At 62.1% G+C, this 21,443-nt stretch carries 21 protein-coding genes; 6 read left to right on the forward strand and 15 right to left on the reverse strand.

What is annotated here, in order from left to right:
* Positions 1 to 20: 20 nt before the first annotated feature.
* Together GN300_RS14015 and GN300_RS14020 are read right to left on the reverse strand one after the other, a co-directional pair.
* A complete protein-coding gene (locus GN300_RS14015) occupies positions 21 to 809 on the reverse strand; it encodes an SDR family NAD(P)-dependent oxidoreductase (RefSeq protein WP_021333757.1) in 789 nt (262 codons plus the stop codon).
* A gap of 92 nt (positions 810 to 901) precedes the next feature.
* A complete protein-coding gene (locus GN300_RS14020) occupies positions 902 to 1,936 on the reverse strand; it encodes an ABC transporter substrate-binding protein (protein ID WP_063315093.1) in 1,035 nt (344 codons plus the stop codon).
* A 204-nt stretch (positions 1,937 to 2,140) separates the two neighbouring features.
* Here GN300_RS14020 and GN300_RS14025 point away from each other — a divergent pair, with 204 nt between their 5' ends.
* The 6 genes from GN300_RS14025 (at position 2,141) to GN300_RS14050 (ending at position 9,292) form a co-directional block, all read left to right on the forward strand.
* Entirely contained in the window at positions 2,141 to 3,466 is a 1,326-nt protein-coding gene (locus GN300_RS14025; protein WP_172403421.1) for an FAD-binding protein, read from the forward strand.
* Positions 3,467 to 3,749: 283 nt separating this feature from the next.
* The gene (locus GN300_RS14030; RefSeq protein ID WP_021333760.1) at positions 3,750 to 4,784 is read left to right on the forward strand and encodes an ABC transporter substrate-binding protein; all 1,035 of its coding nucleotides are present in this window, start codon (positions 3,750 to 3,752) and stop codon (positions 4,782 to 4,784) included.
* Positions 4,785 to 4,861: 77 nt separating this feature from the next.
* The gene (locus tag GN300_RS14035; protein WP_021333761.1) at positions 4,862 to 5,623 is read left to right on the forward strand and encodes an SDR family NAD(P)-dependent oxidoreductase; all 762 of its coding nucleotides are present in this window, start codon (positions 4,862 to 4,864) and stop codon (positions 5,621 to 5,623) included.
* A 2-nt stretch (positions 5,624 to 5,625) separates the two neighbouring features.
* Positions 5,626 to 6,789, forward strand: coding sequence for an ABC transporter ATP-binding protein (locus GN300_RS14040; protein WP_021333762.1), 1,164 nt, complete (start codon positions 5,626 to 5,628; stop codon positions 6,787 to 6,789).
* Positions 6,789 to 8,507: an iron ABC transporter permease gene (locus GN300_RS14045; RefSeq protein WP_063315092.1), complete on the forward strand. Its 1,719-nt coding sequence runs from the start codon at positions 6,789 to 6,791 to the stop codon at positions 8,505 to 8,507. Before GN300_RS14040 ends, GN300_RS14045 begins: the two co-directional genes overlap by 1 nt.
* 20 nt (positions 8,508 to 8,527) lie before the next feature.
* Entirely contained in the window at positions 8,528 to 9,292 is a 765-nt protein-coding gene (locus GN300_RS14050) for an SDR family NAD(P)-dependent oxidoreductase (RefSeq protein ID WP_031331685.1), read from the forward strand.
* A 27-nt stretch (positions 9,293 to 9,319) separates the two neighbouring features.
* On the opposite strand, the gene GN300_RS14055 is transcribed toward GN300_RS14050, so the two are convergent.
* The 13 genes from GN300_RS14055 to GN300_RS14115 all read right to left on the reverse strand — a co-directional run bounded on the left by GN300_RS14055 (position 9,320) and on the right by GN300_RS14115 (position 21,401).
* Positions 9,320 to 10,336, reverse strand: a complete 1,017-nt coding sequence (locus GN300_RS14055; RefSeq protein ID WP_021333765.1) for an MBL fold metallo-hydrolase — start codon at positions 10,334 to 10,336, stop codon at positions 9,320 to 9,322.
* Entirely contained in the window at positions 10,333 to 10,668 is a 336-nt protein-coding gene (locus GN300_RS14060; RefSeq protein ID WP_021333766.1) for an EthD family reductase, read from the reverse strand. Before GN300_RS14060 ends, GN300_RS14055 begins: the two co-directional genes overlap by 4 nt.
* A 72-nt stretch (positions 10,669 to 10,740) precedes the next feature.
* On the reverse strand, positions 10,741 to 11,364 hold the full coding sequence (locus GN300_RS14065; protein WP_063315091.1) for a TetR family transcriptional regulator: 624 nt from the start codon (positions 11,362 to 11,364) through the stop codon (positions 10,741 to 10,743).
* 27 nt (positions 11,365 to 11,391) lie between these two features.
* On the reverse strand, positions 11,392 to 12,900 hold the full coding sequence (locus GN300_RS14070) for a class I adenylate-forming enzyme family protein (RefSeq protein WP_063315169.1): 1,509 nt from the start codon (positions 12,898 to 12,900) through the stop codon (positions 11,392 to 11,394).
* Positions 12,901 to 12,967: 67 nt separating this feature from the next.
* The gene (locus GN300_RS14075; RefSeq protein ID WP_045066632.1) at positions 12,968 to 14,029 is read right to left on the reverse strand and encodes an NAD(P)-dependent alcohol dehydrogenase; all 1,062 of its coding nucleotides are present in this window, start codon (positions 14,027 to 14,029) and stop codon (positions 12,968 to 12,970) included.
* A complete protein-coding gene (locus GN300_RS14080; RefSeq protein WP_082845685.1) occupies positions 14,029 to 14,817 on the reverse strand; it encodes an SDR family NAD(P)-dependent oxidoreductase in 789 nt (262 codons plus the stop codon). Before GN300_RS14080 ends, GN300_RS14075 begins: the two co-directional genes overlap by 1 nt.
* Before the next feature lie 31 nt (positions 14,818 to 14,848).
* Positions 14,849 to 15,607 carry an SDR family NAD(P)-dependent oxidoreductase gene (locus GN300_RS14085; RefSeq protein ID WP_045064304.1) on the reverse strand — a complete coding sequence of 253 codons (759 nt, stop codon included), beginning with the start codon at positions 15,605 to 15,607 and terminating at the stop codon, positions 14,849 to 14,851.
* Positions 15,604 to 16,806, reverse strand: a complete 1,203-nt coding sequence (locus GN300_RS14090) for an acyl-CoA dehydrogenase family protein (RefSeq protein ID WP_063315090.1) — start codon at positions 16,804 to 16,806, stop codon at positions 15,604 to 15,606. Before GN300_RS14090 ends, GN300_RS14085 begins: the two co-directional genes overlap by 4 nt.
* Before the next feature lie 55 nt (positions 16,807 to 16,861).
* Positions 16,862 to 17,821, reverse strand: a complete 960-nt coding sequence (locus GN300_RS14095) for a phosphotransferase family protein (protein WP_063315089.1) — start codon at positions 17,819 to 17,821, stop codon at positions 16,862 to 16,864.
* Complete coding sequence (locus GN300_RS14100; RefSeq protein ID WP_063315168.1) at positions 17,818 to 19,011, reverse strand: acyl-CoA dehydrogenase family protein; 1,194 nt, start codon at positions 19,009 to 19,011, stop codon at positions 17,818 to 17,820. The genes GN300_RS14095 and GN300_RS14100 overlap by 4 nt, the downstream gene beginning before the upstream one ends.
* A gap of 43 nt (positions 19,012 to 19,054) precedes the next feature.
* A complete protein-coding gene (locus GN300_RS14105; RefSeq protein ID WP_045064296.1) occupies positions 19,055 to 20,206 on the reverse strand; it encodes a thiolase family protein in 1,152 nt (383 codons plus the stop codon).
* Complete coding sequence (locus tag GN300_RS14110; protein ID WP_063315088.1) at positions 20,203 to 20,580, reverse strand: Zn-ribbon domain-containing OB-fold protein; 378 nt, start codon at positions 20,578 to 20,580, stop codon at positions 20,203 to 20,205. The genes GN300_RS14105 and GN300_RS14110 overlap by 4 nt, the downstream gene beginning before the upstream one ends.
* 32 nt (positions 20,581 to 20,612) lie before the next feature.
* Positions 20,613 to 21,401: an enoyl-CoA hydratase/isomerase family protein gene (locus GN300_RS14115; protein WP_031331690.1), complete on the reverse strand. Its 789-nt coding sequence runs from the start codon at positions 21,399 to 21,401 to the stop codon at positions 20,613 to 20,615.
* Positions 21,402 to 21,443: the final 42 nt, after the last annotated feature.

Raw genomic sequence — 21,443 nt, forward strand, 5'->3', positions numbered from 1 at the left:
TTCTACGGAACTGACCCCGATCAGACGGTGAATCTACCACCGTTGCTCAGTAGTACGGCCCCGACGACGTTGGCGGCACCCGGCGACGCCAGGTACAGGATGTTATCTGCCAATTCCTCGGCGGTTGCGTAACCGCGGAATCCGTCCTGTGTCATCGCAGCGCGAAGGTTGGTCGGAGTGCGACTGGCCATTCCTGTGTCGACTGGTCCCGGAGCGATCGTGTTAACCCGGATGCCAAAGGGCGCAACCTCTTTAGCTACAGCCTGGCTTACCGCATGAACTCCGGCCTTCGAAGCTGAGTAGTGTGGGTAGCCAACAAGCGTGTCGAACGCCGAGGACGAGCCGACCGTCACGATGGCGCCGCTGCGGGCTGGTTTCATCGCCCGGACTGCTTCGCGGAGTATGAAGAACGTACCGTCGAGGTTGATCGACATGACCCGTCGCCAATCTTCGTCCTCGAGGTGAGTGAGAACGTCAACCGGTTCATTACGCTCAGCTGCCTCGTAGATGCGCTGTTTACTCTTCGGGTCGTCGACGCCGGCGGCATGGACGACGATGTCAACCCGCCCCTGCTCGGCGATCACTCTCGTGAAAGCCTGGGTCACCTGCGCCGAATTGCCGACATCCAAACCGATGGCCTGGCCACCGACCACAGACGCTGCTACCTCGGTTACCGCAGCTTCGTTGACGTCGCACAGATACACCGCCACGGCGCCCCGGTCAGCGAGCAGACGCGCTGTGGCAGCGCCGATTCCGGAACCTGCTCCGGTTACCACTGCGACCTGGCCCTCGAACTGCCGATCAGACATCGAATACACCTTTCAGTCCCGTCGATCCGCTCGCTTGGCGGCCGCGGGTATTACGAGTAGAACACGTGCACGTGGAACGGTTGTCAAGCAGTTCAGTTGAACAGGGCTTCGAGGTCGTCGCGGTAACGCGCGGCGCCGTCACCCGTGGTCACCTCGGTGTTCTGATCAGGAACCTCTTGAGCATTCGCGATCGAACCTTCGATGTCGGGCAACACCGAGCTGTAACCGACCGACGTGGCCTCCTGGCCGGGTCGGGTGACCATGAAGTCGGCCAATACCTGCGCGGCATTGGGATGCGGTGACGAGCCGAGAGTCAGACCGTACCAGCGCGCTCCCCAGATATGTTCTCCGGCAGACCATTCAACCGGTGCCCCGGAGTCCTTGGATGCCAACATCGGATCGGCCATCAAGCCGGCGGCGATCTCACCGGAAGCGAGTGCCTGAGCGAGCGGCTGATTGCTCGGATAGATGCGTGGGTTCTGGTCGGCAAGCTTCTCCAGATACTCCCTGCCGCCGTAGTACTTCTCGATGTGGGAGTAGAAGTCCAGGTATGTCGGTGACGTTGACGGACTGACGATTCCGACCTTGCCCTTGAGCACAGGAGCGAGAAGATCTGCCGGGGAAGAGACACCGCCGGGCAGCTGGTCGGTGTTCCAGCCGAATCCCAGGATCACTGCCCCTTCGAGGAAGTACTTGTCCGAGACGATGCTTGTATCCCGGCGATAGTCCGGGTTGTCGAAACTCGGCCCGATCGGCTTGGTCGCCTTGCCTGTATCCTTGACAGTATTCATCCACGACACGTCGGTGATCACCGCGAGGTCTCCGATTCCCTTGCCGGACTTGCTTTCGGCATCGATCTTGGAAAGCAGATCCGAATCGACTCCGCGGACGACCTCGAGATCGATTGCGGGGTAGGCCTTTTCGAAGGCAGTTTCCAGGGCTGCGAGTCGGGGCGCCGCCTGGGTCGAGTAAATCGTGACCTTTCCCTCGTTGTTGGCCGCAGCAACGACGTCGTCCCACGAACCTGAAACCGGCTCTGACGGGGCAGCGGGAGCGTTGCTACACGCCGTCAACGCGAGCGCCACCGCGGCGAGTGCCACGGTGGTTCTGAAAACCTGAGGGATCATGCGAGCTGCTCCGTTTCTGGTACCTGCCGAAACAAAATCAAACCTAATTCAGTTCATATTAGAGTGACTCAGCCCACAATGCAACCGTCATGTCGGGAGTGACATCGATTGACTCTCTCCTCGCTGCGCTTCTACTGTAATCAAATTGAGGTCAGTTCAATTTGAATGGGAGGCGCTCACCGGCGCCGGACAATTGGAGTCAATTTGAGTAGCAATGAATACGATCTGCTGGTAATCGGGGCTGGAATGGCCGGATTGACTGCTGGGGCAAAAGCTTCCGCAGCAGGCAGGCGAGTGTGCTTGATCGAGATCAGCGCCGACGTCGGAGGTTCGGCGCGATTCGCTGGATACGCCTGGAGCGCACCGAATCACGACGTCATGGCCGAACAGAACCCGAGGGGCGACGAAGCTCTCAAGCGCCACCTCGTCGACAGCTTTGATGTCGGTGTCGAGTGGATCCGCTCGATTGGCATTGACGTCGACGCGGCGCAGCCCATTCTGAGCTTCGGTCGCGGGCACAGATTCGACACCAATCACTACGTCGACACCTGCAAGCGAATCGTTCTTGACGCCGGCGGATCGGTCGTGCTCGATACCGCGACCGAAGGGCTCCTGTTCGAGGACGGTGCCGTCCGCGGCGCCGTGGTACGTACGGGTGCCGAGCCCGCGCGCGAGATTCGGGCCGGCCAGATCCTCCTGGCAACCGGCGGATTCCAAGGCAACAAGGAATTGCTCGCTCAGCACGTCCACCCGGACGCAGGCCGGATGGCCTTGCGTTCGAACCCACACAGTTGCGGCGAAGGTTACCGCCTCGCGATCGAGGTCGGCGCGTCGACCGGCGTCGAGGATGCCGGCTTCTACGGGCATCTGATTCCGAGCGGTGTTGAACTTGCCGATCCCGCAGACTTCGTCGACATGTCGCTGTACTACAGCGAGCATGCGCTTCTCTTCAGTCTCGACAACGAACGGTTCGTCGACGAAACGCTCGGCGATCACCTCACCACGATGGCTCTTCTCGAACAGCCGCAGGGCCGAGGCCTGCTGATTGCCGACGCGCGCGTGCACCGCGACTGGATGGTCGCGTCGTATGTCGAAGGTGCTGTGGCCGTTGACAAATTCGAACTTGCCAGCAGGCGTGGTGGCAGGGTCGGCCTCGCCGAGGACCTCGAGGAACTCGAATTTTTGCCGGAGGAATGGGGATACGACGGAGCGGCGATCGCTGCGGCGATCAGGAAGTTCAACGAGGCGGCCTCCCAGGGTGCAGAACTGGTTCCAGGCCGTAGACTCGATCGCGCTCCCTTACTCGAGGGGCCCTACTACGTGATCGAAACGGTTCCCGCGGTCACCTTCCCGTTTCACGGGATTCGGATCGACACGCAAGCCCGAGTTCTGGACGCCGCCGGACTGCCCATCCCCGGACTGTTTGCAGCAGGCTCCGACACCGGCGGATTGTGGAACCGGGCGTACGCCGGTGGCCTCGCCTCGGCTCTGGTGTTCGGTCTGTCCGCAGCCTCCGCTGCCGTCGGCTGACTTGTTCCGTTGGCGGTGTCGAGCCATCGCCCTGTTTCTTCGAAGCAATTTCCACGTCCGTGAACTTCGTGATTGACATCACAAGCTATGGGCACTACCTTCGAACTGACATCAGTTCAGTTTAAGCGGGTGGCTCTCGATTCGGCAGCCTCCGCCCGAGACCAGGCGCGATGACACACCGCGCAGGGTCAGCTTCAGAAATGCCGACGCGAGAACATCTCTCACTGGAGTGCCCACGACATGTCGATACATCGACGTCCGACGGCATGCCCGAAAGGAAGCCATGAAGTCATTCGTCCGCACCCTGGTGGCGTTGAGCGCCGCCGCAGCCATGGTCGGCATCTCGGGATGTGGCAGTAGTGAACCCGCGTCTGCTGCCGTCGACGGCAGCTGGGAAGATGTGGTCGCTGCAGCGAACGAAGAGGGCAAGGTGATGCTCTATTCGAGCCAGAAGCCGGCCAACCTCGATGCGCTCAAGGTCGCATTCCACGCTGAGTACCCGCAAATCGAATTGGAATACGTTCGCGGTACCGATCCGGATATCAATCCCCGGGTCGAGACCGAACACAAGATCGGTAAGGGTACCGCCGACGTCCACATGCTCACCGACTCGGCATGGATCCAGAACGCCGCCAAGTCCGGTACCTATTCCGCCGAATTGGTCGGGCCCGCACTCGAAGCCCCCGAATTCGATCCAGCGGCGAGCGTGCTCGACAACCGGTTCTTCCTCACCAGCGCGGCCGTCTTTGCGCTCGGCTGGAATACCGATGCGGTACCGAACGGACTGAAGACGCCGCAGGACATCCTCAATCCGGCCTACCGCGGCAAGATCGGCATCGTCAACCCTGTGGGGATCGCTTCGTACGTCGACATGTACCGGCACTTCGCGAACACATACGGGGAGGACTACTGGAACAAGCTTGCGGAGCTGCAACCCCGCATCTACCCGAGCGCGCTCGGTGTGGCCCAGGCCCTGACGTCCGGCGAGATCGTCGTCAGCCCCTCGGTGCAGCCGCTGGTGACCGAAGTGAACTCAGGCGCGCCTGTCGACTGGGTGCTGCCGCAGCAGCCGTGGGGAACCCCTTGGTACTCCCACGTTTTGAACACGGCGCCGCATCCGAACGCCGCCCAGGTGTTGGCCAACTTCCTGGTAACTGTCGCAGGTCAGACCGCCCTCAACGACGGATACGCTGCTGCACTCCCGAATATTCCTGGGGCTGTCGCCCGGGCTCAGGACATCGCGCTGCCCAATCCCGAAGACTTGACACCGGAAAAGGTCGAGCAGTACTCCCAGCAGTGGCAAAAGCTCTTCCAGTAACACCGAAACATGGCTCCGCAGAACATAAGCGCCAATCAACAAGTGGAAGGCTGACCTTGAACCACCTCACGGATTCGATGCGGGGAACGAATGTTCTTGTCACGGGAGCATCCGGCGGTATTGGCGGGGCCTGCGCCGAACTGTTCGCCGCGCACGGCGCAACCGTTTACCTTACCGATGTCAACGACGACGCCGGAAGCGCGTTCACTGCGACGTTGGGCGCAAACGCGTATTACCGCCATCTCGACGTGACGAGCGAGACTGACTGGGCCGACGCAACAGCGGCGATGGCGGCGGCCGGCCACGACATGACGGTGCTGGTCAACAGTGCCGGAGCTGCGATGAAGGCGACTCTGGCAGATACGTCACTCGACCAGTTTCGTCGGATGATCGACCTGAATCTTGTTGGCACATTCCTGGGGCTGAAGGCCGCAGCCGCGTCAATGGCAGATGGTGGGTGCGTCATCAATCTCGCATCATTGCGTGGCGTGCTCGCGACCGCCGAGTTGGGTGCTTACGGCGCAGCGAAATTCGGGGTCCGAGCCCTGACCAAGGTGGCCGCACTCGAGCTTGCCGACCGCGGTATCCGAGTCAATTCCGTCTGCCCCGGCAGCATCGAAACCGAAATCACGTCGGTATCGGACTTCTCCAACGACGACGTCGAAGCGTATGTGCGCAGCATTCCGATGCAACGCCGTGGCGCGCCGAGCGAGGTCGCGAGGGTCATTCGTTTCCTGGCCACTGACGACAGCAGCTACGTAACCGGAACCGACATCCTCGTCGACGGTGGCCAGGCCGCCGGTGTTCGTACCCCCAAAATCTCGAACGAGAAAGTATAGAAATGGCATCACAATTCGCAGTTTCAGGTCTCACGAAGACTTACGGATCGAACGTGGTGGTCGATCAACTCGATCTCGAAATCGAGCAGGGTGAGTTCCTTGTCCTGCTCGGTCCGAGCGGTTGCGGCAAGACCACAACGCTGCGGTGCCTGGCGGGATTGGAAACACCTCAGGGCGGCTCGATCTCGTTCGGCGGTAGGCACGTTTTCGATGCCTCCACCAAAACCGATGTCCCCGCACACAAGCGGAACATCGGCATGGTGTTCCAGTCGTATGCGCTCTGGCCGCACATGACGGTCCGGGACAACATCCGATACCCGCTCAAGGTCCGCAAGCTCAAACAGGCCATCGCAGACGGTGCGGTGGAGAAGGCTGCCGAGATGGTCGATTGCGGCGCACTGCTCGATCGGTACCCGTCGCAGCTCAGTGGTGGGCAGCAACAGCGAGTTGCGGTGGCCCGTGGACTCGTTGCGCAACCGGATCTGGTCTTGTTCGACGAACCCCTGAGCAACTTGGATGCACGGCTCCGCGACCAGGTGCGCTCCCAGATCCATCAGCTGCATCAAAGCCTGGGCTTTACCGCAGTTTTCGTCACGCACGATCAGGCCGAGGCTTTCGCTCTTGCCGACCGGATCGCAATCATGAAGTCCGGCAGAATCGAACAGTACGACGCGCCGGAGCACGTGTTCGAGAATCCGGTGTCCGAGTATGTCGCCGCTTTCATCGGCATGGGCAATCGACTGGAGCTGCGCCGCGCCCACGACGGTTGGAACACGAGCGCGAACGACGTCATCGATCTCAGCAACGCCAGCGTGCGGGACCGCGCTGACGAGGGCACCGCCGCGGTGGCGCGGTTCCGACCGGACGACGTGCAGATGCATGCCTCGATGGACGACGTTCCGGCCGGAAACGTTGCACTGCACGCCGAACTGGTGACATACGAGTACGCCGGACGACACTTCGACGTATTGGTCAAGACAGGTACCGAACAACTGGCATTGCGTGCCAGTGCCGCCGAACACAGTGCCACACTGCGCGCCAGTGATCCGGGTACGCCCATGGTGATCAGCTTCTCTCCGTCCAGTCTGCGGGTATACGCCGATCCGGACGCCGCTGCGGTGACCGTCCCCGAACTGGTCGCACCGGGTGTAGGAGACCGATCCTGATGGCAACCGCAACCGCAACCGCAACCGCAACGGCCGGCGGATCCGTCAAGTCGTTCTCGATTTCACGGCAGTGGCAGGCCCGCATCGGCTACGCGATTCTGATCGCCGTTCTTGCGTATCTCGTAGTGCTGCCGATGATTCGGCTGCAGATGCTGGCGTTCGAGGACGGCGGCGCGGGTTACCGTACGCAGTACGGCCGCTACGATGTGGCCGAGGCGATCTGGACGACGATCGCCCTGGCACTCGGCTCGCTCGTGATCGCGATGGTCCTCGGTACCGTACTTGCGTTCGCCGCCAGCCGACTCCCGGAGAAACTGGGATGGCTTCGCATCGTCCCCATCCTCCCGATCGTCATGCCCGCCGTCGCAAACATCGTCGGCTGGGCATTCCTGCTCTCGCCCGGTCCCGGCTACCTCAACGTGCTCCTGCGCAAGCTCCCCTGGTGGAGCGGGACCGACACCGGACCCATCGACGTGTACACCATCCCGTGGATCGTGATCCTCACAGGTTTCGGCCTCACGTCGTTCGTCTACTTGTTCGTCAGCTCCGGCATGCAGAACATCAGTTCGGAACACCTCGAAGCCGCTCAGGTGAGCGGATCGTCAACGGTCGGAATCTTCTTCAAGATCGTGCTGCCCTTGCTGCGGCCTTCACTCATCTACGGCGGCGGAATCGCATTGCTACTCGGTCTGGGACAGTTCACCGGTCCGCTACTGCTGGGCCAGAATTCGGGCGTCAAGGTCCTGACCACGGAGATGTACCGCCGAGTGTCCGAGTCCCCTTCGGATTTCGCGGCCGCGGCAGCTGCCGGTTCACCACTGGTGATCTTCGGTTTGGTGCTCGTCCTGGTGCAGAAGGTGCTGCTGGGCAACCAGACTCGGTTTGTCACGCACGGAGGCAAGGCATTTGCCTCGTCCACCGGCCGGGCTACCTGGGCGACGGCCACCGTGGTGATCTTCTCGATGTTCGCACTGGTCATTCCGCTGATCGGGCTGATCATCGTCTCGCTGACGCCGTATTGGTCCGGATCGCTGTCGTGGGGTTTACTGACCCTGGACAACTTCCGGGAGCTCTGGTCGACTAGTGCGATCACCGAATCCGTTGTCACCAGCGTACTTACCTCTCTGGGAGCGGTGATCATCTGCATTCCGATCGGGTACGCGCTGGCCAACCTCCTGGTCCGCGGGCGGCGCTTCAAGATCCTGGCGCTGCTGGCCGATCTGATGACCGCCCTGCCGCTCGGCATCCCCGCAGTGATCTTCGGCGTCGGCTTCCTGCTGACCTACACCGAACCGCCGTTCATCCTGTACGGCACCCGCACGGTCATCATCCTCGTCTACATCGTTCTGATGCTGCCGTTCGCCACACGGATGCAGATGACAGCCATGCTTGCACTCGGAAACACATACAACGAGGCCTCGGCCACCAGCGGTGCATCCCCCTTCGTCACGACGCTGCGAATCATGTTGCCGCTCATGCGTCCGACGGTTCTCAGTGCCGTCGCGCTGATGTTCATCTTGCTCACGCACGAGTTCGCCGCGTCGCTCCTGGTACGCGCTTCCACAACTCAGGTGATGGGAACGCTGCTGTTCGACATGTGGCAGAACGGTTCGTATCCGATGGTGGCCGCCATGGCGCTGCTGATGACCGCGGTGACCACGATCGGCGTTGCCATCGCCATGCTGGTCGGCGGGCGTAACGTCCTGAGCAAGCTGTGACAGAAAGTGAGGCTGAAACGATGTCGGTGGGCAATACTCGTTTGCGTGAGAAAGTGGTACTGGTTACCGGAGCCACCGGCGGTATCGGCGTCGAAATCGTCGGCCGCCTTGCATCCGAGGGTGCTTCGGTGATCGTGACCGATATCAGTGGTGACGCGTGCGCCGAAGTGGTCGCGAAGCAGGATCAGCCCGACCGCCATCAGGCTCTCGCACTCGACATCGCTCGCGAAGAGCAATGGCAGAGGGTCATAGAGGCTGTCACCGAGCGGTATTCCCGACTCGACGCTGTGGTGAACAACGGTGCGATCGGTAGTTTGGCTTCCGTCGTCGACGAAGACATCGATCGGTACAACAAAGTCATCGAGGTCAGTCAGACCGGAACGTGGCTCGGCATGAAACACGCCGGGGCCTATATCGAAAGCACTGGCGGCGGTTCGGTCGTCAACATCTGCTCGATCCTCGGCACGGTCGGCGGATTGGGTAACAGCTTCGCCTACGCGGCCGCCAAGGGTGCGGTCCGCACGATGACAAAGAACGCCGCATTGCACTGGGCCACGAAGGGTGTGCGCGTGAATTCGGTGCATCCGGGATTTATCGAGACCCAGCAACTGCTGCGGCGTTACGAGGGTAGTGAGCGGCACCGGGCGATGATTGCGAATACGCCGATGGGCCGACTTGGCACGGCTTCAGAAGTTGCTGCCGCCGTGGCTTTTCTGGCTGGCGATGACTCGACGTTCGTCACCGGTATCGAACTCTATGTCGACGGCGGATGGACCTGCGCCTGAGGGGGTCGGTAAACGGGGTGGATCTCTTCAGTTCGAACTGAAGTGATCCACCCCGTTCCTGTTTTTCACGGACAACTGCCCACGTTCGACAAGCACGTCGAGGTGGGCAAGCGTCTCGCAGGTGGCCACCATCTGGTTGAAGGTATCGAGAGAATCGAAGCCGCGTTCGCGCCGGGTCCAGGTCAACACCTGCGCCACTTGCAGCCCTGAGACCTCGCCCAATTCGGCTACCGCAGAAGCAGTCTGACCCAGACGGTGATCGTGGTGCGCCAACAACTCCCGGCATCGCGCGTGCAGACCCGCGCCTGTGCCGCCGTGCGCCGGCATCATGATCCGGTCCCGGTCGTCGAGCATCATCTCCAGCGAGCGGAGGTACGCTCCGAGTGGCAGCTCCCAATCGCCGAGTTCGAATCCGATCGATGGCGTGATCGTCGGCAACACATGGTCTCCGGTGAAAGAGACGTCGCGTTCGAGGTCATGAAAAACCATGTGCCCCTTGGTGTGTCCGGGAGTGTGTACCGCGGACAAGCGATGGCCTGGAATATCGAGAGCGCCGGGGGAGAGCCAGTGATCGGGAGCCTCCCAGTCCGAGGGCTCGAAGGGTTCGTCGATCGAGTCTCGATAGACCTGCTCGGCGATTGTCGCTGCGCCGGATCGGTGCAGCTGAAGAATTGAGCTCTCCGGAACATTGTTGCCCAGCTTGGCGATTGCGGCGATACCGGGAGATTCGGCTGCGCCGAGGTGGATTCGAGAACCATGCCGTCGACGCAGTTCAACGGCAAACGTGTAGTGGTCACGGTGGACATGCGTGACATAGATGTCGTGAATCTCCGCCGGGTTACGACCGATCAGCGCTAGGGCGTCGGACAGTTCGGCGTGCGTGCTGTTGCGATGCCAACCGCCGTCGACCAGCGCCAGTCCGTCCGTGGTCTCGAGCGCGTAGACGTTGATTGCACGCAGGCCGTCCTGCGGCATCTGCAATGGGATCCGGAAAACGCCGTCGGCGACGCGATAGCAACCGGGCCGATCCCAAGAGTCGGTCATTTTCCGCTGTCGGCGAGCGGCACCATGGTCTTTTCGTCGCCGTACCACATCATCCGGCGGCCACCCATGGTTCCGACGTGATCAACGGCGGCCTGCCACTGCGGACTCGCCAGCGCGGCTTCGAGTGCCTCCCGCGATTCGAAACTCAAGACGGACAAGCCATCCCACCCCTCCGACTTGCTGCCGAAAGCTTCGAGCAATTCGGTGTGCTGCCATCGCAGAAGGCCGGGAAGGGGATAGGTGACTTCCGCGTGTTCGCCGCGCCACCAAGTGATGAACTGCTGATAGGTCCAGTCGGTGGGTCGGGATGCGACGAGAACGAGATTGTACATATCAACTCCTAATTGAATTCACTTTAGTTTCGATGGGCAGTCCAAACTGATACTCGCCGTGCGCGGAGTGATCTACGCGCACACCATCCGCAGGGCCGCATCGGTCACTCGTTCGGCGATCTCTGTCAGGCTGAGTTTGCCGTCCGGCCGGTACCAGCGCCAAACACTGATCACGAGGGCCAAGACGAGTCGGCCCATCAAGCGAGGATCGGAATCAGCGAAGACGCCTTCCTTGATTCCGCTCGCAATCAGCGCGGTCCACTTTTCTTCGATCGCTTGAACGAGTTCACGGGACTTCAGTCGTTCGGACTCCTCTTTTTCCGACTGTCGCTCCGCGGCAAGAAGATCCATGTGGCTCTGAAGAATGCGGCGCTGCAGAGCATCCCTCGGTGAAGCCTTGAGTGATACGACGATTGCCGCCCTGAGTGCCTTTGTGGGATCCGAGTCGCCCTCGGTTGCAACAGTGACTCGCTCCAACGAATCGGCCAATTCCAGCCGCATGATTGTCAGGAGGCAATGCGCTTTCGATTCGAAATAGTGATAGAGCGCCGTCTGTCCTATACCGACCTCGTCGGCAATCGACGCCCACTTGGTGTGCTCGTAACCCAATTTGCCGAACTGGTCGATCGCCGTGGCAAGAATGAGAGTTCGTTTGGAGCGCGGACTCTCCCGGCGCAACGCGGTCTCTGCTGTCATGTGGCTCCCCCGGAGGTGCGTGGATGATTAGTTCGACCTTACCCCTTTTTGAGATGAACTCGTGTCAATTTCAGAGGCCAGGCCTGAGGCGAGCGCCACCGCATCGGCCCTGGAAAGTTTGCCGACTCGGTTCTGAGGAAGATCTTCGACGGAGAAGAGAAACTCCGGCCACTTGAACTTTGGAAAGCCCCTCGCGGCAAGCTGGGTGGTCGCCTCCGCCAGCGTCAGCGGCGCACCACCAGTGACGACGAGGGCTGCCGCACGCTCGCCCAGAAGGTCATCTGGGACGGGAACGACGCAGACCTGAACCACTGCGGGCAACGACGCGATCGCAGATTCCATTTCGTTGATGTCGATATTGCGGCCGCCGCGGATGATGATTTGTTTCTGGCGTCCCATGACGCAGATCGATCCGTCTTCACCGACTTCGACCAGATCGCCCGTCGGCAGGAAGCCGTCCGCGGTGAGCTCGGGCAGTACCGGAGCACCGCCGCGCGCATAACCGACGAACAGTGACGGTCCCTTCACCTGGGCGTCACCGATCTCGCCTGCGGTGAGCAGCGCCCCGGCGGTGTCGACCGCTCGAACGACGGTGCCGGGGAACGGACGTCCGTCCCGCCCCAGTCGGACGGCCGGCGGATCGTCCAGACGTGGGGTCGTGTGGCCCAGGCATTCGGACATGCCGAATACTCGAAGAAAGGTGGTACCCAGGACGGTTTCGGCGTTCCCGAGTGTGCGCTCGTTCATCGGACCGCCACCAACCGTCAGGGCGCGCATCGCCGAGAGCTTACCGCCAGCCCTTTCGGTAACCGAGAGCTGCAGGGCCATGGTCGGTACCAGCATCGTCCAGGCGACCCGGTGCTTCGCCATTGCCTCCAGTGCTACCGCAGGCGACCACTTGGCGATCGAAACCATCTGTCCGCCAAGGTAAGCAGGCAGATACATCCCGAAACAGAAAGCTGCGACGGACGACAGCGGCACAAAAGCGCCGACCGCCTCACCCTGTTGCAATCCGACAGTATCGATGGTGCTCCGGCACGCGTAGCGGATTGCCTCCTCGGACTGGACGACACACTTCGGGCGACCGGTCGAACCGGAGGTCATCGCGATCGCGGTGCCGCCGCGCCAGCGCTCAACCGAGGCGAAATCCCCCTGCCGAGACCGGAGCACTCGCGTTCCGAAAGCGGCTACCGAACCGGCAAACTGGTCGTCCTTGATGCCCCAGCGGGTCAGTGCGTCGGCATCGGCCACCACGAGATCCGGGTCGATGTCGTCGATCGCCATCTCGAACTCGGATTCGGTGGCGTGTGGACTGAAGACCGCCACTACGCCGCCGCGAAGTCCGATCGCGAGGGCGGTAGCCACCGTCTGCCACGTATTGTCGGCCTGAATGAGCGCAGTCGGTGCCCCGCCGTCGAGCGAAGCGATGGTATCGGCCAGCAAGCGAGCCGCCTCCACGATCGAACCGATTGTGTGAGAACCTAACTCGTCGATCACCGCAATCTCGGCCGGATTGCCTTCCGCCCGGGCGAGCATCTCCTGTGCCAGCAACTTCACTGCGGCGTCCCTCTTCCGTCTTCGAGTTCGATTGTGTGTTGGATGTTTACAGCGATGAAGGGGCTGTGGGAACCAGTACGGCGCGGCCGGACAGATCGCCTGAACGCAGGCGATCGTATGCCTCCAGTGCGCTGTCGAACGTGAACGTGGTCACCTCGGCATGCAGCTTTCCTGCACTGGCGAGTTCGACCACCTGACGCAGGTCCTCGATGGTGCCCCAGAACGGCGCCCGAACTTGCCAGCCGTTGACCAAACCAAGGCTTTTGCCGACGGTCAGTTGCCCGCCCGCACTTCCCACGACGACAACTCGGCCGCCGGGAGCGAGAAGCGCCGGAGCGGGTTCGACCGTCGCCTGAGCCCCGACAAAGTCGAAGACCACGTCGGCACCGCCGAGGCTCGCCACAGCCTCTGTCGCTTCCGCGAGCGTCGCAAAACACGCGTGTGCTCCCGATTCGAGCGCGAGAGCGTGTGTCTGGGTTCTTGTCTCGACGGCGATGATGTCTGTGACGCCGAAAGAGCGCAGGATCTGCACCGCCAGATGGCCGAGACCGCCGATTCCTATCACCAAAGCCACAGTGTCCGAGTCGATGACGTCGCTGTTGGTCCGGATCGCATGATATGCGGTCAGGCCGGCGTCGGCGAGCGGAGCGGCCTGCTGGGGGCTCAGCGAACCGACGCGAACGAGAACAGCTTCCGAGGGCACCAGCAGGTATTCTGCCAGCCCGCCCGGATGGCCCAACCCGTTTCCGATCGGGCTGAGTCGGCCGTCCCCACGCGGGACTTTCTCCAAGCAGTAGTTCTCGCGCTCGCGCCGGCAATTGCGGCACCGGCCACATGGCCAAACACCATGAATGACAACATTTTCACCGATCCACGCGTGATCGGCCAGCGGTCCCGCACCGACGACGGTACCGGCAACCTCATGGCCGAGTGTGAGCGGCAACGGGTAATCGAAACGTCCGGCGGGCGAATCCATGACGTGCAGATCCGAGCGGCACAGACCAGCGGCGCCGACTTTGATCAACAGTTGCCCCTCAGCGGGCTCGGGTACGGGGATCTCACGCACCTGCGGAGGCTGACCCCACGCCGTCAGCTGGACTGCCAACATCAGCGCGCCGTCCAACCACCGTCGACAACCAGCGCCTGGCCGGTCATGTACGAGGAGGCATCCGAGGCCAGGAACAGCACTGCGCCGTTTATCTCACCTTCGACCCCGCCGCGGCCGAGCATGGTGTTCTTACGCACCCACCCCGCCGATTTGTCATTGCTGAACAGTCCGTCGGTCATCTCCGTATCGAACCACCCAGGCACGACGGAGTTCACGCGGATCCCCCTGCGTCCCCACTGACCGGCCAATTCCCGGGTCAAGCCGAGTGCTCCGGCCTTGGAGGCCGCATAGCTCGCGCCACCGATCGGGGCCGTGGACACCAGCCCGATCACCGAGGAGATGTTGATGTACGACGCGCGTTCGTTCTCCGGAAGTCGGGTCGAGGCGTAGGTCGCCAGGTGAAATCCGGATACCAGATTGAGCTCGAGTACCGAATTGAATCCCGCGATGGTTTCGTCCTCGGCGTTCGGCGGTCCCGGCATGCCGGCATTGTTGACGAGTACGTCCAGCCGTCCGGACTGTTCGTAACACCTGTCGATCAGGGCGCGCCGATCAGCGTCGTCGGTGATGTCGCAACGAACCGGAACAATTCCCGGTACCTCGGCTGCCAAGTCCTGTAGGCGGTCGAGCCGGCGGGCCGCGGCGTACACCGTGGCCCCGGCACTGGCCAGTGTGCGCGCAAATCCCATTCCGAGACCAGACGACGCACCCGTCACGATCGCTACCCGTCCGGCCAGTCCGAACATCTCGGTCAGCATCTGTCCACCTTCGAATCCGTTGTCTGTCATGGCTTTACTGCGATATCAGGACATCGCAGCGTCAGTACACGGCGGTTCGGCCGCCGTCGACCGGGATGAGCGCGCCGGTCGTGTAGCCGGCCGCATCCGAGGCCAGGTGCGTCACCAGACCGGCGATCTCCTCAGGCCGGCCCAGTCGCCCGGCAGGCAGACGGTCCACGATCTTTCCGATGAACTCGTCGTCCCAGTTCTCGGCCATGTCGGTAGCGAAACCGCCTGGCATCACACAGTTCACCCGCACCGTCGGTGCATACTCCTGAGCAAACGCCCGGGTGAGCGCATTGAGGCCGTTCTTGGCCGCGGCGTACATCGCTTCCGGTGGGCTCGGGCGCTCCGCACCGATACTGGAGATGTTGATGATCGAGCCGCCGCCGGCCGCCCGCATCCGGTCTCCCGCGACTGCCATCAGCCGGAAGGGTCCCTTGACGTTGACCTCGATAGTTTTGTCCCACAGCCCTTCCGAGGCGGAGAGCAAGTTGTCGGCCAGCGGTGCGATGCCGGCATTGTTGACCACGATGTCGAGGCTGCCGAATTCGGCAATGATCTGGTCGACCGCGGGCTCGATACTGTCCCAGTGCCCGACGTGCAGGGCGAACGGGTGAGCGGTTCCCGGGCCGGTGTCACCGAGCGACGCCACCGCTTCGCGGCAGGACTCGAGCTTTCGGCTGGACACGATCACGGTCGCGCCCGCGTCCCGGAGTCCGCGCGCGATGGCCAGTCCCAAACCGCGGCTCGCGCCGGTCACGAGCGCGACCTTACCGGTCAATTCTGGTGTACTCATTTGTGCTTCTTCACCTCGAGGCGGGCAATGGTGCGCAGATGAACCTCGCTGGGTCCGTCTGCAATCTGCAGGGCGCGGGTAATCGCATACAGCCGAGCCAGGATCGTGTCGTTGCTGACTCCGGCGGCGCCGAAGGTCTGCACCGCGCGGTCGACAACCTTGTGCGCAACTTCCATTGCTGCCACCTTGATGGCGGCCACTTCCGAGCGCGCAGACGCGTTGCCCTGGGTATCCATCAACCAAGCCGACTTGAGTACGAGCAACCTGATTTGGTCGATCTCGATGCGGCTGCGGGCAATCCATTCACGCACTACGCCGCGGTCGGCAAGGGGGCCTCCGAACGCTTCCCTTTCGAGCGCGCGCTTACACATCATGTCCAGTGCCCGTTCTGCCATACCGACTGCGCGCATCGCGTAGTGCATCCGGCCGGGGCCCAGGCGTCCCTGTGCGATGGCGAATCCGTCGCCCTCGGCGCCGAGCATGTTTGCAGCCGGTACCCGAACATCGGTGAATTGAACTTCGCCGTGGCCGAGTCGGTCTTGGAAGCCGAACATCGGCAGGTCCCGAATGACCTCAACGCCGGGCGCGTCGGCCGGTACCAGGATCATGCTCTGCTGTCGGTAGGTCGGGCCTTCGGGATCCGACTTGCCCATGAAGATCATGAGCTTGCAGTCAGGATCGAGGATGCCGGAGGTGTACCACTTACGGCCGTTGAGCACGTATTCGTCACCGTCACGTTGGATAGTCGATCGAATGTTTGTCGCATCCGAACTTGCCACGGCCGGTTCGGTCATCGCAAAAGCCGAACGAATACTGCAGTCCAGCAACGGCTTCAACCACTGCGCCTTCTGTTCGTCGGTGCCGAACATGGCGAGGATCTCCATGTTTCCGGTATCGGGAGCCGAGCAGTTGATCGTCTCGTTACCGATGATGGAGCGGCCGACGATCTCAGCCAGCGGAGCGTATTCGAGATTGGTGAGCCCGGCACCGAGTCCGTCGTGCGTCATGAACAGATTCCACAGACCCAATTCGCGTGCCTTCGCCTGCAGATCGCGCATGATCTGGGGCTGTTCGTGCGGGTTGTCGTTGGCAGCGACCTGGGCGTCGTACACCGATTCCGCCGGATAGACGTAATCGGCCATGAAAGATTCGAGCTTGCCGAGCAGTTCCTCGGTCCGCGGGGAATAGGCGAAATCCACGGTAGGTCTCCTTAGGTGATTATCAGCGACGCAAAAGACCAGCGGCCTAGAAGATCTAGGGACGCAGGAGAGCGGTACCGGTCTCGATCAACCGGTTGATGGTGTCGGGCAGCTTCTCCTGGTCCGGATCATGATGGCGACCCTCGCGGTGCCGACGCAGGTTGTGGCCCATGATCGCCGCCATCTTCAACCGGCCGAGTGCGTCGAACCAGTTGAGTTCGGGGAGTGCGGGACCCGCTCCGGTGTACAGCGCGACCAACTCTTCGGCGCTCGGCAGTCCGGTGACTTCCCGACCGACACCGGGGAAGTTCGAACCGTCGGCGAATACCAGAAACCAGCCCAATTCGACTCGTGGATCTCCGGCAGACCAGATTTCCCAGTCGATGAGTGCAACTGGCTCCAGTCCGTCGGAGATGATGTTGCCGAGACGGTAATCACCGTGCACCAGTGTGGGTTCGATAGGTTCGGGAATGTCGGAGCGCAACAGTTCCAACAGACGATCGGCGCCGACAACCAATTCCGGTGGCACTGCGCCCAGCGTCTTGGCCCAGCGCTCGAGCTCGTCTGCCGGTGTCAGGGGATCTGCGAGCCCTGCAATGGTGGCCAGGTCCACCTCATGCAGTCGCGGTAGGACTGCAGCGGCACGACGCATTCGATTGGCAGCGAGCACCGGATCGACGGCCGGGTCGTCGAGCACGGGCTCGAGTGACTCGCCTGCAACAAATTCCATGGCAAACCACGCGGGCTCGATCTCGTCGACGACAACTACGCGCGGCACCGGAACTTCGGTGCCGGCCAGCGCCTGCAGAATATGCGCCTGTCGCAGCATGTCGTGCCTGCCGATGGATCGCTGGCCTTCCGGCACCGCCTTGATCACCACGTCACCGGTCGAGGTGGTGGCGCGGTACGTCAGTCCGGAGTGTCCACCGAGTAGCGGCTGGAAGTCGGTTAACGTCGCGCCGCAGTCCGCCAGTAGTTTGGCGGCGACCCGTTCTTGCAGAGTCGAACTGGTCACGGTCGCGGCTCCCTTGGTAGACCGAGCACGCGCTCGGAGATGATGTTGTGCTGAATCTCGTCGGTGCCGCCCGCAATTCGGTATCCGGGGGCGCCGAGTGCGTGTTCGGACCACGCGAACGTTCCCCATCGACCGGAATCGGCGGTAAGTTCACGGCCGAGCAGCAAACGGGCAACTTCCGACGTTCTGGCCATGGTGTCGGTAGCCAACAACTTTCCGAGTGAGGCTTCAGGACCCGGCTCGTTGCCGGCAAGCATCGCCCCGGCCACCCGCATATTGCTCACGCGCTGTAGATAGCTCCTGGCGACCAGGTCGGCCACCTTGTCCTTCTCGATCTCGGTCAGCTCGCGTTCGAGGTTCTGTGCGAGTGCAATTGCCTGATCTGCGTTGGCCAGACCGAGATTTCCGCCGTCCAGACGTTCGGCCGCCAGCACGGTGAGAGCAACCTGCCAACCCTTGCCGACCGGACCGAGTCGATACGCGTCTTCGAGTTCGACGCCGTCGAGGTACACCTCGTTGAACGAGCTGCCGCCGGTCATCTGCCGGATCGGGCGTATGGTCACGCCAGGTGCGTTCATCGGGACCAGGAACATGGTGAGCCCGGCATGTTTCGCGACGGTGGCGTCGGTACGGCACACCGCAACTCCGTAGTCCGCCACCAGCGCGCCGGAGGTCCATACCTTGTGCCCGTCGAGAGTCCACGTGCCGGCTTCGCTGCGCACCGCCTTGGTGCGGACGGCAGCCAGGTCCGATCCGGCCTCGGTCTCGGAGAACAGTTGGCAGGCAATGATGTCCGTGCGAAGCATCGCGCGCACGTAGCGTTCCTTCTGCTCGTCGGTGCCCCACTGCTCGATGGTGGGCGCGATCAATTGCTGTGTAACCGAGAACATCTCGGTCCGCCGCGGCACGTCGAACGATTCCTCAGCCCGGCGGAAAGCTAACACGTATGACAGCGGCAGACTGCGACCGCCGCGTTCGGGCGGCCAACTCAGTGCTCCCCAGCCGGCATCGAACTTCGCCTGTTCGTAGCGCGAGATTTCGTCGGTGTGCTCGCGCTCTTGCTCGGCGGTCCAATTCTCGAATACCGCCACCGAATCCGAACCAACGCCCCACACCGATTCGGTGCGAGGTGCGGCGACGCCACGCAACCAGGCGATGGCTTCCTCGGTGAACGCGTCGAGACCTGGAATCGTTTGTGGTGTCACTGATCTGCCCTCAGTCGTCTTCGCAAACTCATACGGACAATACGGTGCAGGCACTGATGCCCGGTGCGCCGTATACGTGGGTGAACCCGATCCGGGGAGTACCGGGAACCTGACGGGCACCCGCCTCACCGCGAAGTTGGGTGACTATCTCGTGCACCTGCCGCAGGCCCGACGCACCGATCGGCTCACCGTTGGCGATGCATCCACCGTCGGTGTTGATCGGAATACGGCCGCCAATCTCTGTCTCGCCGGCCGCAATCATCGATTCCTGTTCGCCGGGTTCACAGAAGCCGCACTCGGCCATGTGCATAATTTCGGCACCGCTCTCGGTGTCCTGCAGCTGAGCCACGTCGACTTCGCCGGGGGAGATGCCTGCCTGCTCGAAGGCTGCCCGCGCGGCGTCCGCACTGACACTGGTCGGTTCACCGTTACCTTGCACGGCCGGGCTGAAAACCTCGAAGGAGCCGAACCTTCGGGTGCGATGGGTGATTGCCCGAAGTGTGACCGCTCGCGCGGCGAGCGCTTTGGTTGCGCTCTCGCTGGCAACCACGATCGCGGCGGCGCCTTCTCCGGGTGAGCAGAACATGTAACGGGTGAGCGGGTCGTTGACCATGTCGGCTGTCGCGATGGTCTCGGCGGACATCGCCTCCCGGCGCCAGGCGTTCGGATTGAGAACGCCGTTTCGATAAGCCTTCTCGGCCACGCGGGCCAGGGTGTCGGCCGAGATGTTGTGCTGGCGCATATAGCGCGAGATCTTGGCTCCGAAGAATTGTGTGGTGACCATCAGACCGGCCTCGCCGTATCCGTCCGGCAGGCCCCATTCTTCCGGTCGGGGATCGAATGCCCCCCGTGGGTGCTTGTCGAAGCCGACCGCCAGTGCGATCTCGGCTGCACCCGAGCGAACTGCATTGACCGCCGAGAAGAGTGCGCTACCGCCGGTTGCGCAACCGTTCTTGACGTTGGTGAAAGGTATTCCGGTGAAACCGAGTTCGGCCACCAAGGTGTCGGCCAGCCCGGATCCGTCACTGCCGCCGAAGGCGACCTGGACGTCGGGCCATGAAAGTCCGGCATCATCGAGCGCAGCGCCGATCGCGGTGACGGCCATGGCACGCCCACTCACTCCCGGTTGCCGGCCGAACTTCGAGAGCCCGGCTCCGACGATCGAAATAGGCTGCGTCACTTGGTTGCTCCTTCCTTCGCGTCACGGTCGACGGCGAACCGGGGCACCGGTGAGGTGGCGACCAACGTCACCGGTGCCTGATCCAGTCCGTCGAAGTCTTCACAGTCGATGATTGCCTCGACCTTGATTCCTTCAGGGAGTTCGATGTAACCGACCGCGAAAGGAGTGAACCCTCCGGCGGGCGATACATACGGCGGCGATTTCGGAGGAAAACGTTGAATCGTATACGCCCACAGCACACCTCGGGTACTCAAATCGAGAGGTGCTGCCGTTGGCGTTGCGCACTTGCTGCACATGACGCCGGCCGGAAAGGCCACCGTGGCGCACACCGTGCACCGGCTGCCTTCGAGCACGATTGCTGTCTTCTCTGCCATGCCTATCCCTTCAGGTCTCGGGGTGAATCAGATCAGCGGCCGACCCACACCGGATCACGCTTCTCGAGGAATGCGGTGACGCCTTCCTTGCCGTCTTCCGACTGCAGTGCGTTGCCGACGGCCAAGTGCTCCATGACCATGAGCGACTGGATGTCGGCGTCGAGGCCCTTGTCGATGCACATCTTGGTGAGCTTCATCATGAACGGGCTCTTGTCGGTCAGAGTCGCGGCGAAGTCTGCCACGGTCTGATCGAGCTGATCGGCCGGTGCCGAAGCATTGATCAGGTCGAATGCAGCGGCCTCGGTGCCCGAGAGCAGCTTGCCGGTGAGCATGAGCTCCTTGGTCTTGCGAACCCCGATCATGCGAGGAAGGCGGTAGATCGGGCCGGCGCCACCGAAGAGTGCGCGACGGATGTGGAAGTCGCCGATCTTGGCGTCATCCGATGCGATCGCGAAGTCGCACGAGATCATCAGTTCGAAACCACCTGCGGTGACGTAGCCTTCGAGGACTGCGATCGAGGGTGTGTTCATCGAGTAGAGACGGTCGCAGACCTTGGCCGAAAGCACGGCGACGTCCATCGCTGTGGTGCTGCCGATGAAGTCGGAGAGCAGCTCGTCCAGGTCGAAACCTGAGCAGAACGTGTTGTTGACGCCACGTAGCACCAGAACCTTGAGGTTCGGATCGTTGTCGACCTCGACAATGATCTCGTCGAGGCGGTGCAGCAGTTCAACGGTGACCGCGTTCTTCTTGTGCGGGCGGTTGAGCCAAACCCGTGCGATGTCTCCGTCTTTCTCCAACAGGATGTGGTCGGTCTCGATCATCATGAGCCTTTCGTGTGGATGTAAATTGAACTGGATTCACTT

It is taken from the genome of Rhodococcus sp. Ni2 (assembly GCF_021352185.1).
Taxonomy (GTDB): domain Bacteria; phylum Actinomycetota; class Actinomycetes; order Mycobacteriales; family Mycobacteriaceae; genus Rhodococcus_F; species Rhodococcus_F qingshengii.

Coding starts and splice junctions, on each gene's coding strand:
- GN300_RS14015 (WP_021333757.1), bottom strand. CDS start 809: ATGTCTGATCGGCAGTTCGAGGGCCAGGTCGCAGTGGTAACCGGAGCA.
- GN300_RS14020 (WP_063315093.1), bottom strand. CDS start 1,936: ATGATCCCTCAGGTTTTCAGAACCACCGTGGCACTCGCCGCGGTGGCG.
- GN300_RS14030 (WP_021333760.1), top strand. CDS start 3,750: ATGAAGTCATTCGTCCGCACCCTGGTGGCGTTGAGCGCCGCCGCAGCC.
- GN300_RS14035 (WP_021333761.1), top strand. CDS start 4,862: ATGCGGGGAACGAATGTTCTTGTCACGGGAGCATCCGGCGGTATTGGC.
- GN300_RS14040 (WP_021333762.1), top strand. CDS start 5,626: ATGGCATCACAATTCGCAGTTTCAGGTCTCACGAAGACTTACGGATCG.
- GN300_RS14045 (WP_063315092.1), top strand. CDS start 6,789: ATGGCAACCGCAACCGCAACCGCAACCGCAACGGCCGGCGGATCCGTC.
- GN300_RS14050 (WP_031331685.1), top strand. CDS start 8,528: ATGTCGGTGGGCAATACTCGTTTGCGTGAGAAAGTGGTACTGGTTACC.
- GN300_RS14055 (WP_021333765.1), bottom strand. CDS start 10,336: ATGACCGACTCTTGGGATCGGCCCGGTTGCTATCGCGTCGCCGACGGC.
- GN300_RS14060 (WP_021333766.1), bottom strand. CDS start 10,668: ATGTACAATCTCGTTCTCGTCGCATCCCGACCCACCGACTGGACCTAT.
- GN300_RS14065 (WP_063315091.1), bottom strand. CDS start 11,364: ATGACAGCAGAGACCGCGTTGCGCCGGGAGAGTCCGCGCTCCAAACGA.
- GN300_RS14070 (WP_063315169.1), bottom strand. CDS start 12,900: ATGCTCGCCCGGGCGGAAGGCAATCCGGCCGAGATTGCGGTGATCGAC.
- GN300_RS14075 (WP_045066632.1), bottom strand. CDS start 14,029: ATGTTGGCAGTCCAGCTGACGGCGTGGGGTCAGCCTCCGCAGGTGCGT.
- GN300_RS14080 (WP_082845685.1), bottom strand. CDS start 14,817: ATGACAGACAACGGATTCGAAGGTGGACAGATGCTGACCGAGATGTTC.
- GN300_RS14085 (WP_045064304.1), bottom strand. CDS start 15,607: ATGAGTACACCAGAATTGACCGGTAAGGTCGCGCTCGTGACCGGCGCG.
- GN300_RS14110 (WP_063315088.1), bottom strand. CDS start 20,580: ATGGCAGAGAAGACAGCAATCGTGCTCGAAGGCAGCCGGTGCACGGTG.
- GN300_RS14115 (WP_031331690.1), bottom strand. CDS start 21,401: ATGATCGAGACCGACCACATCCTGTTGGAGAAAGACGGAGACATCGCA.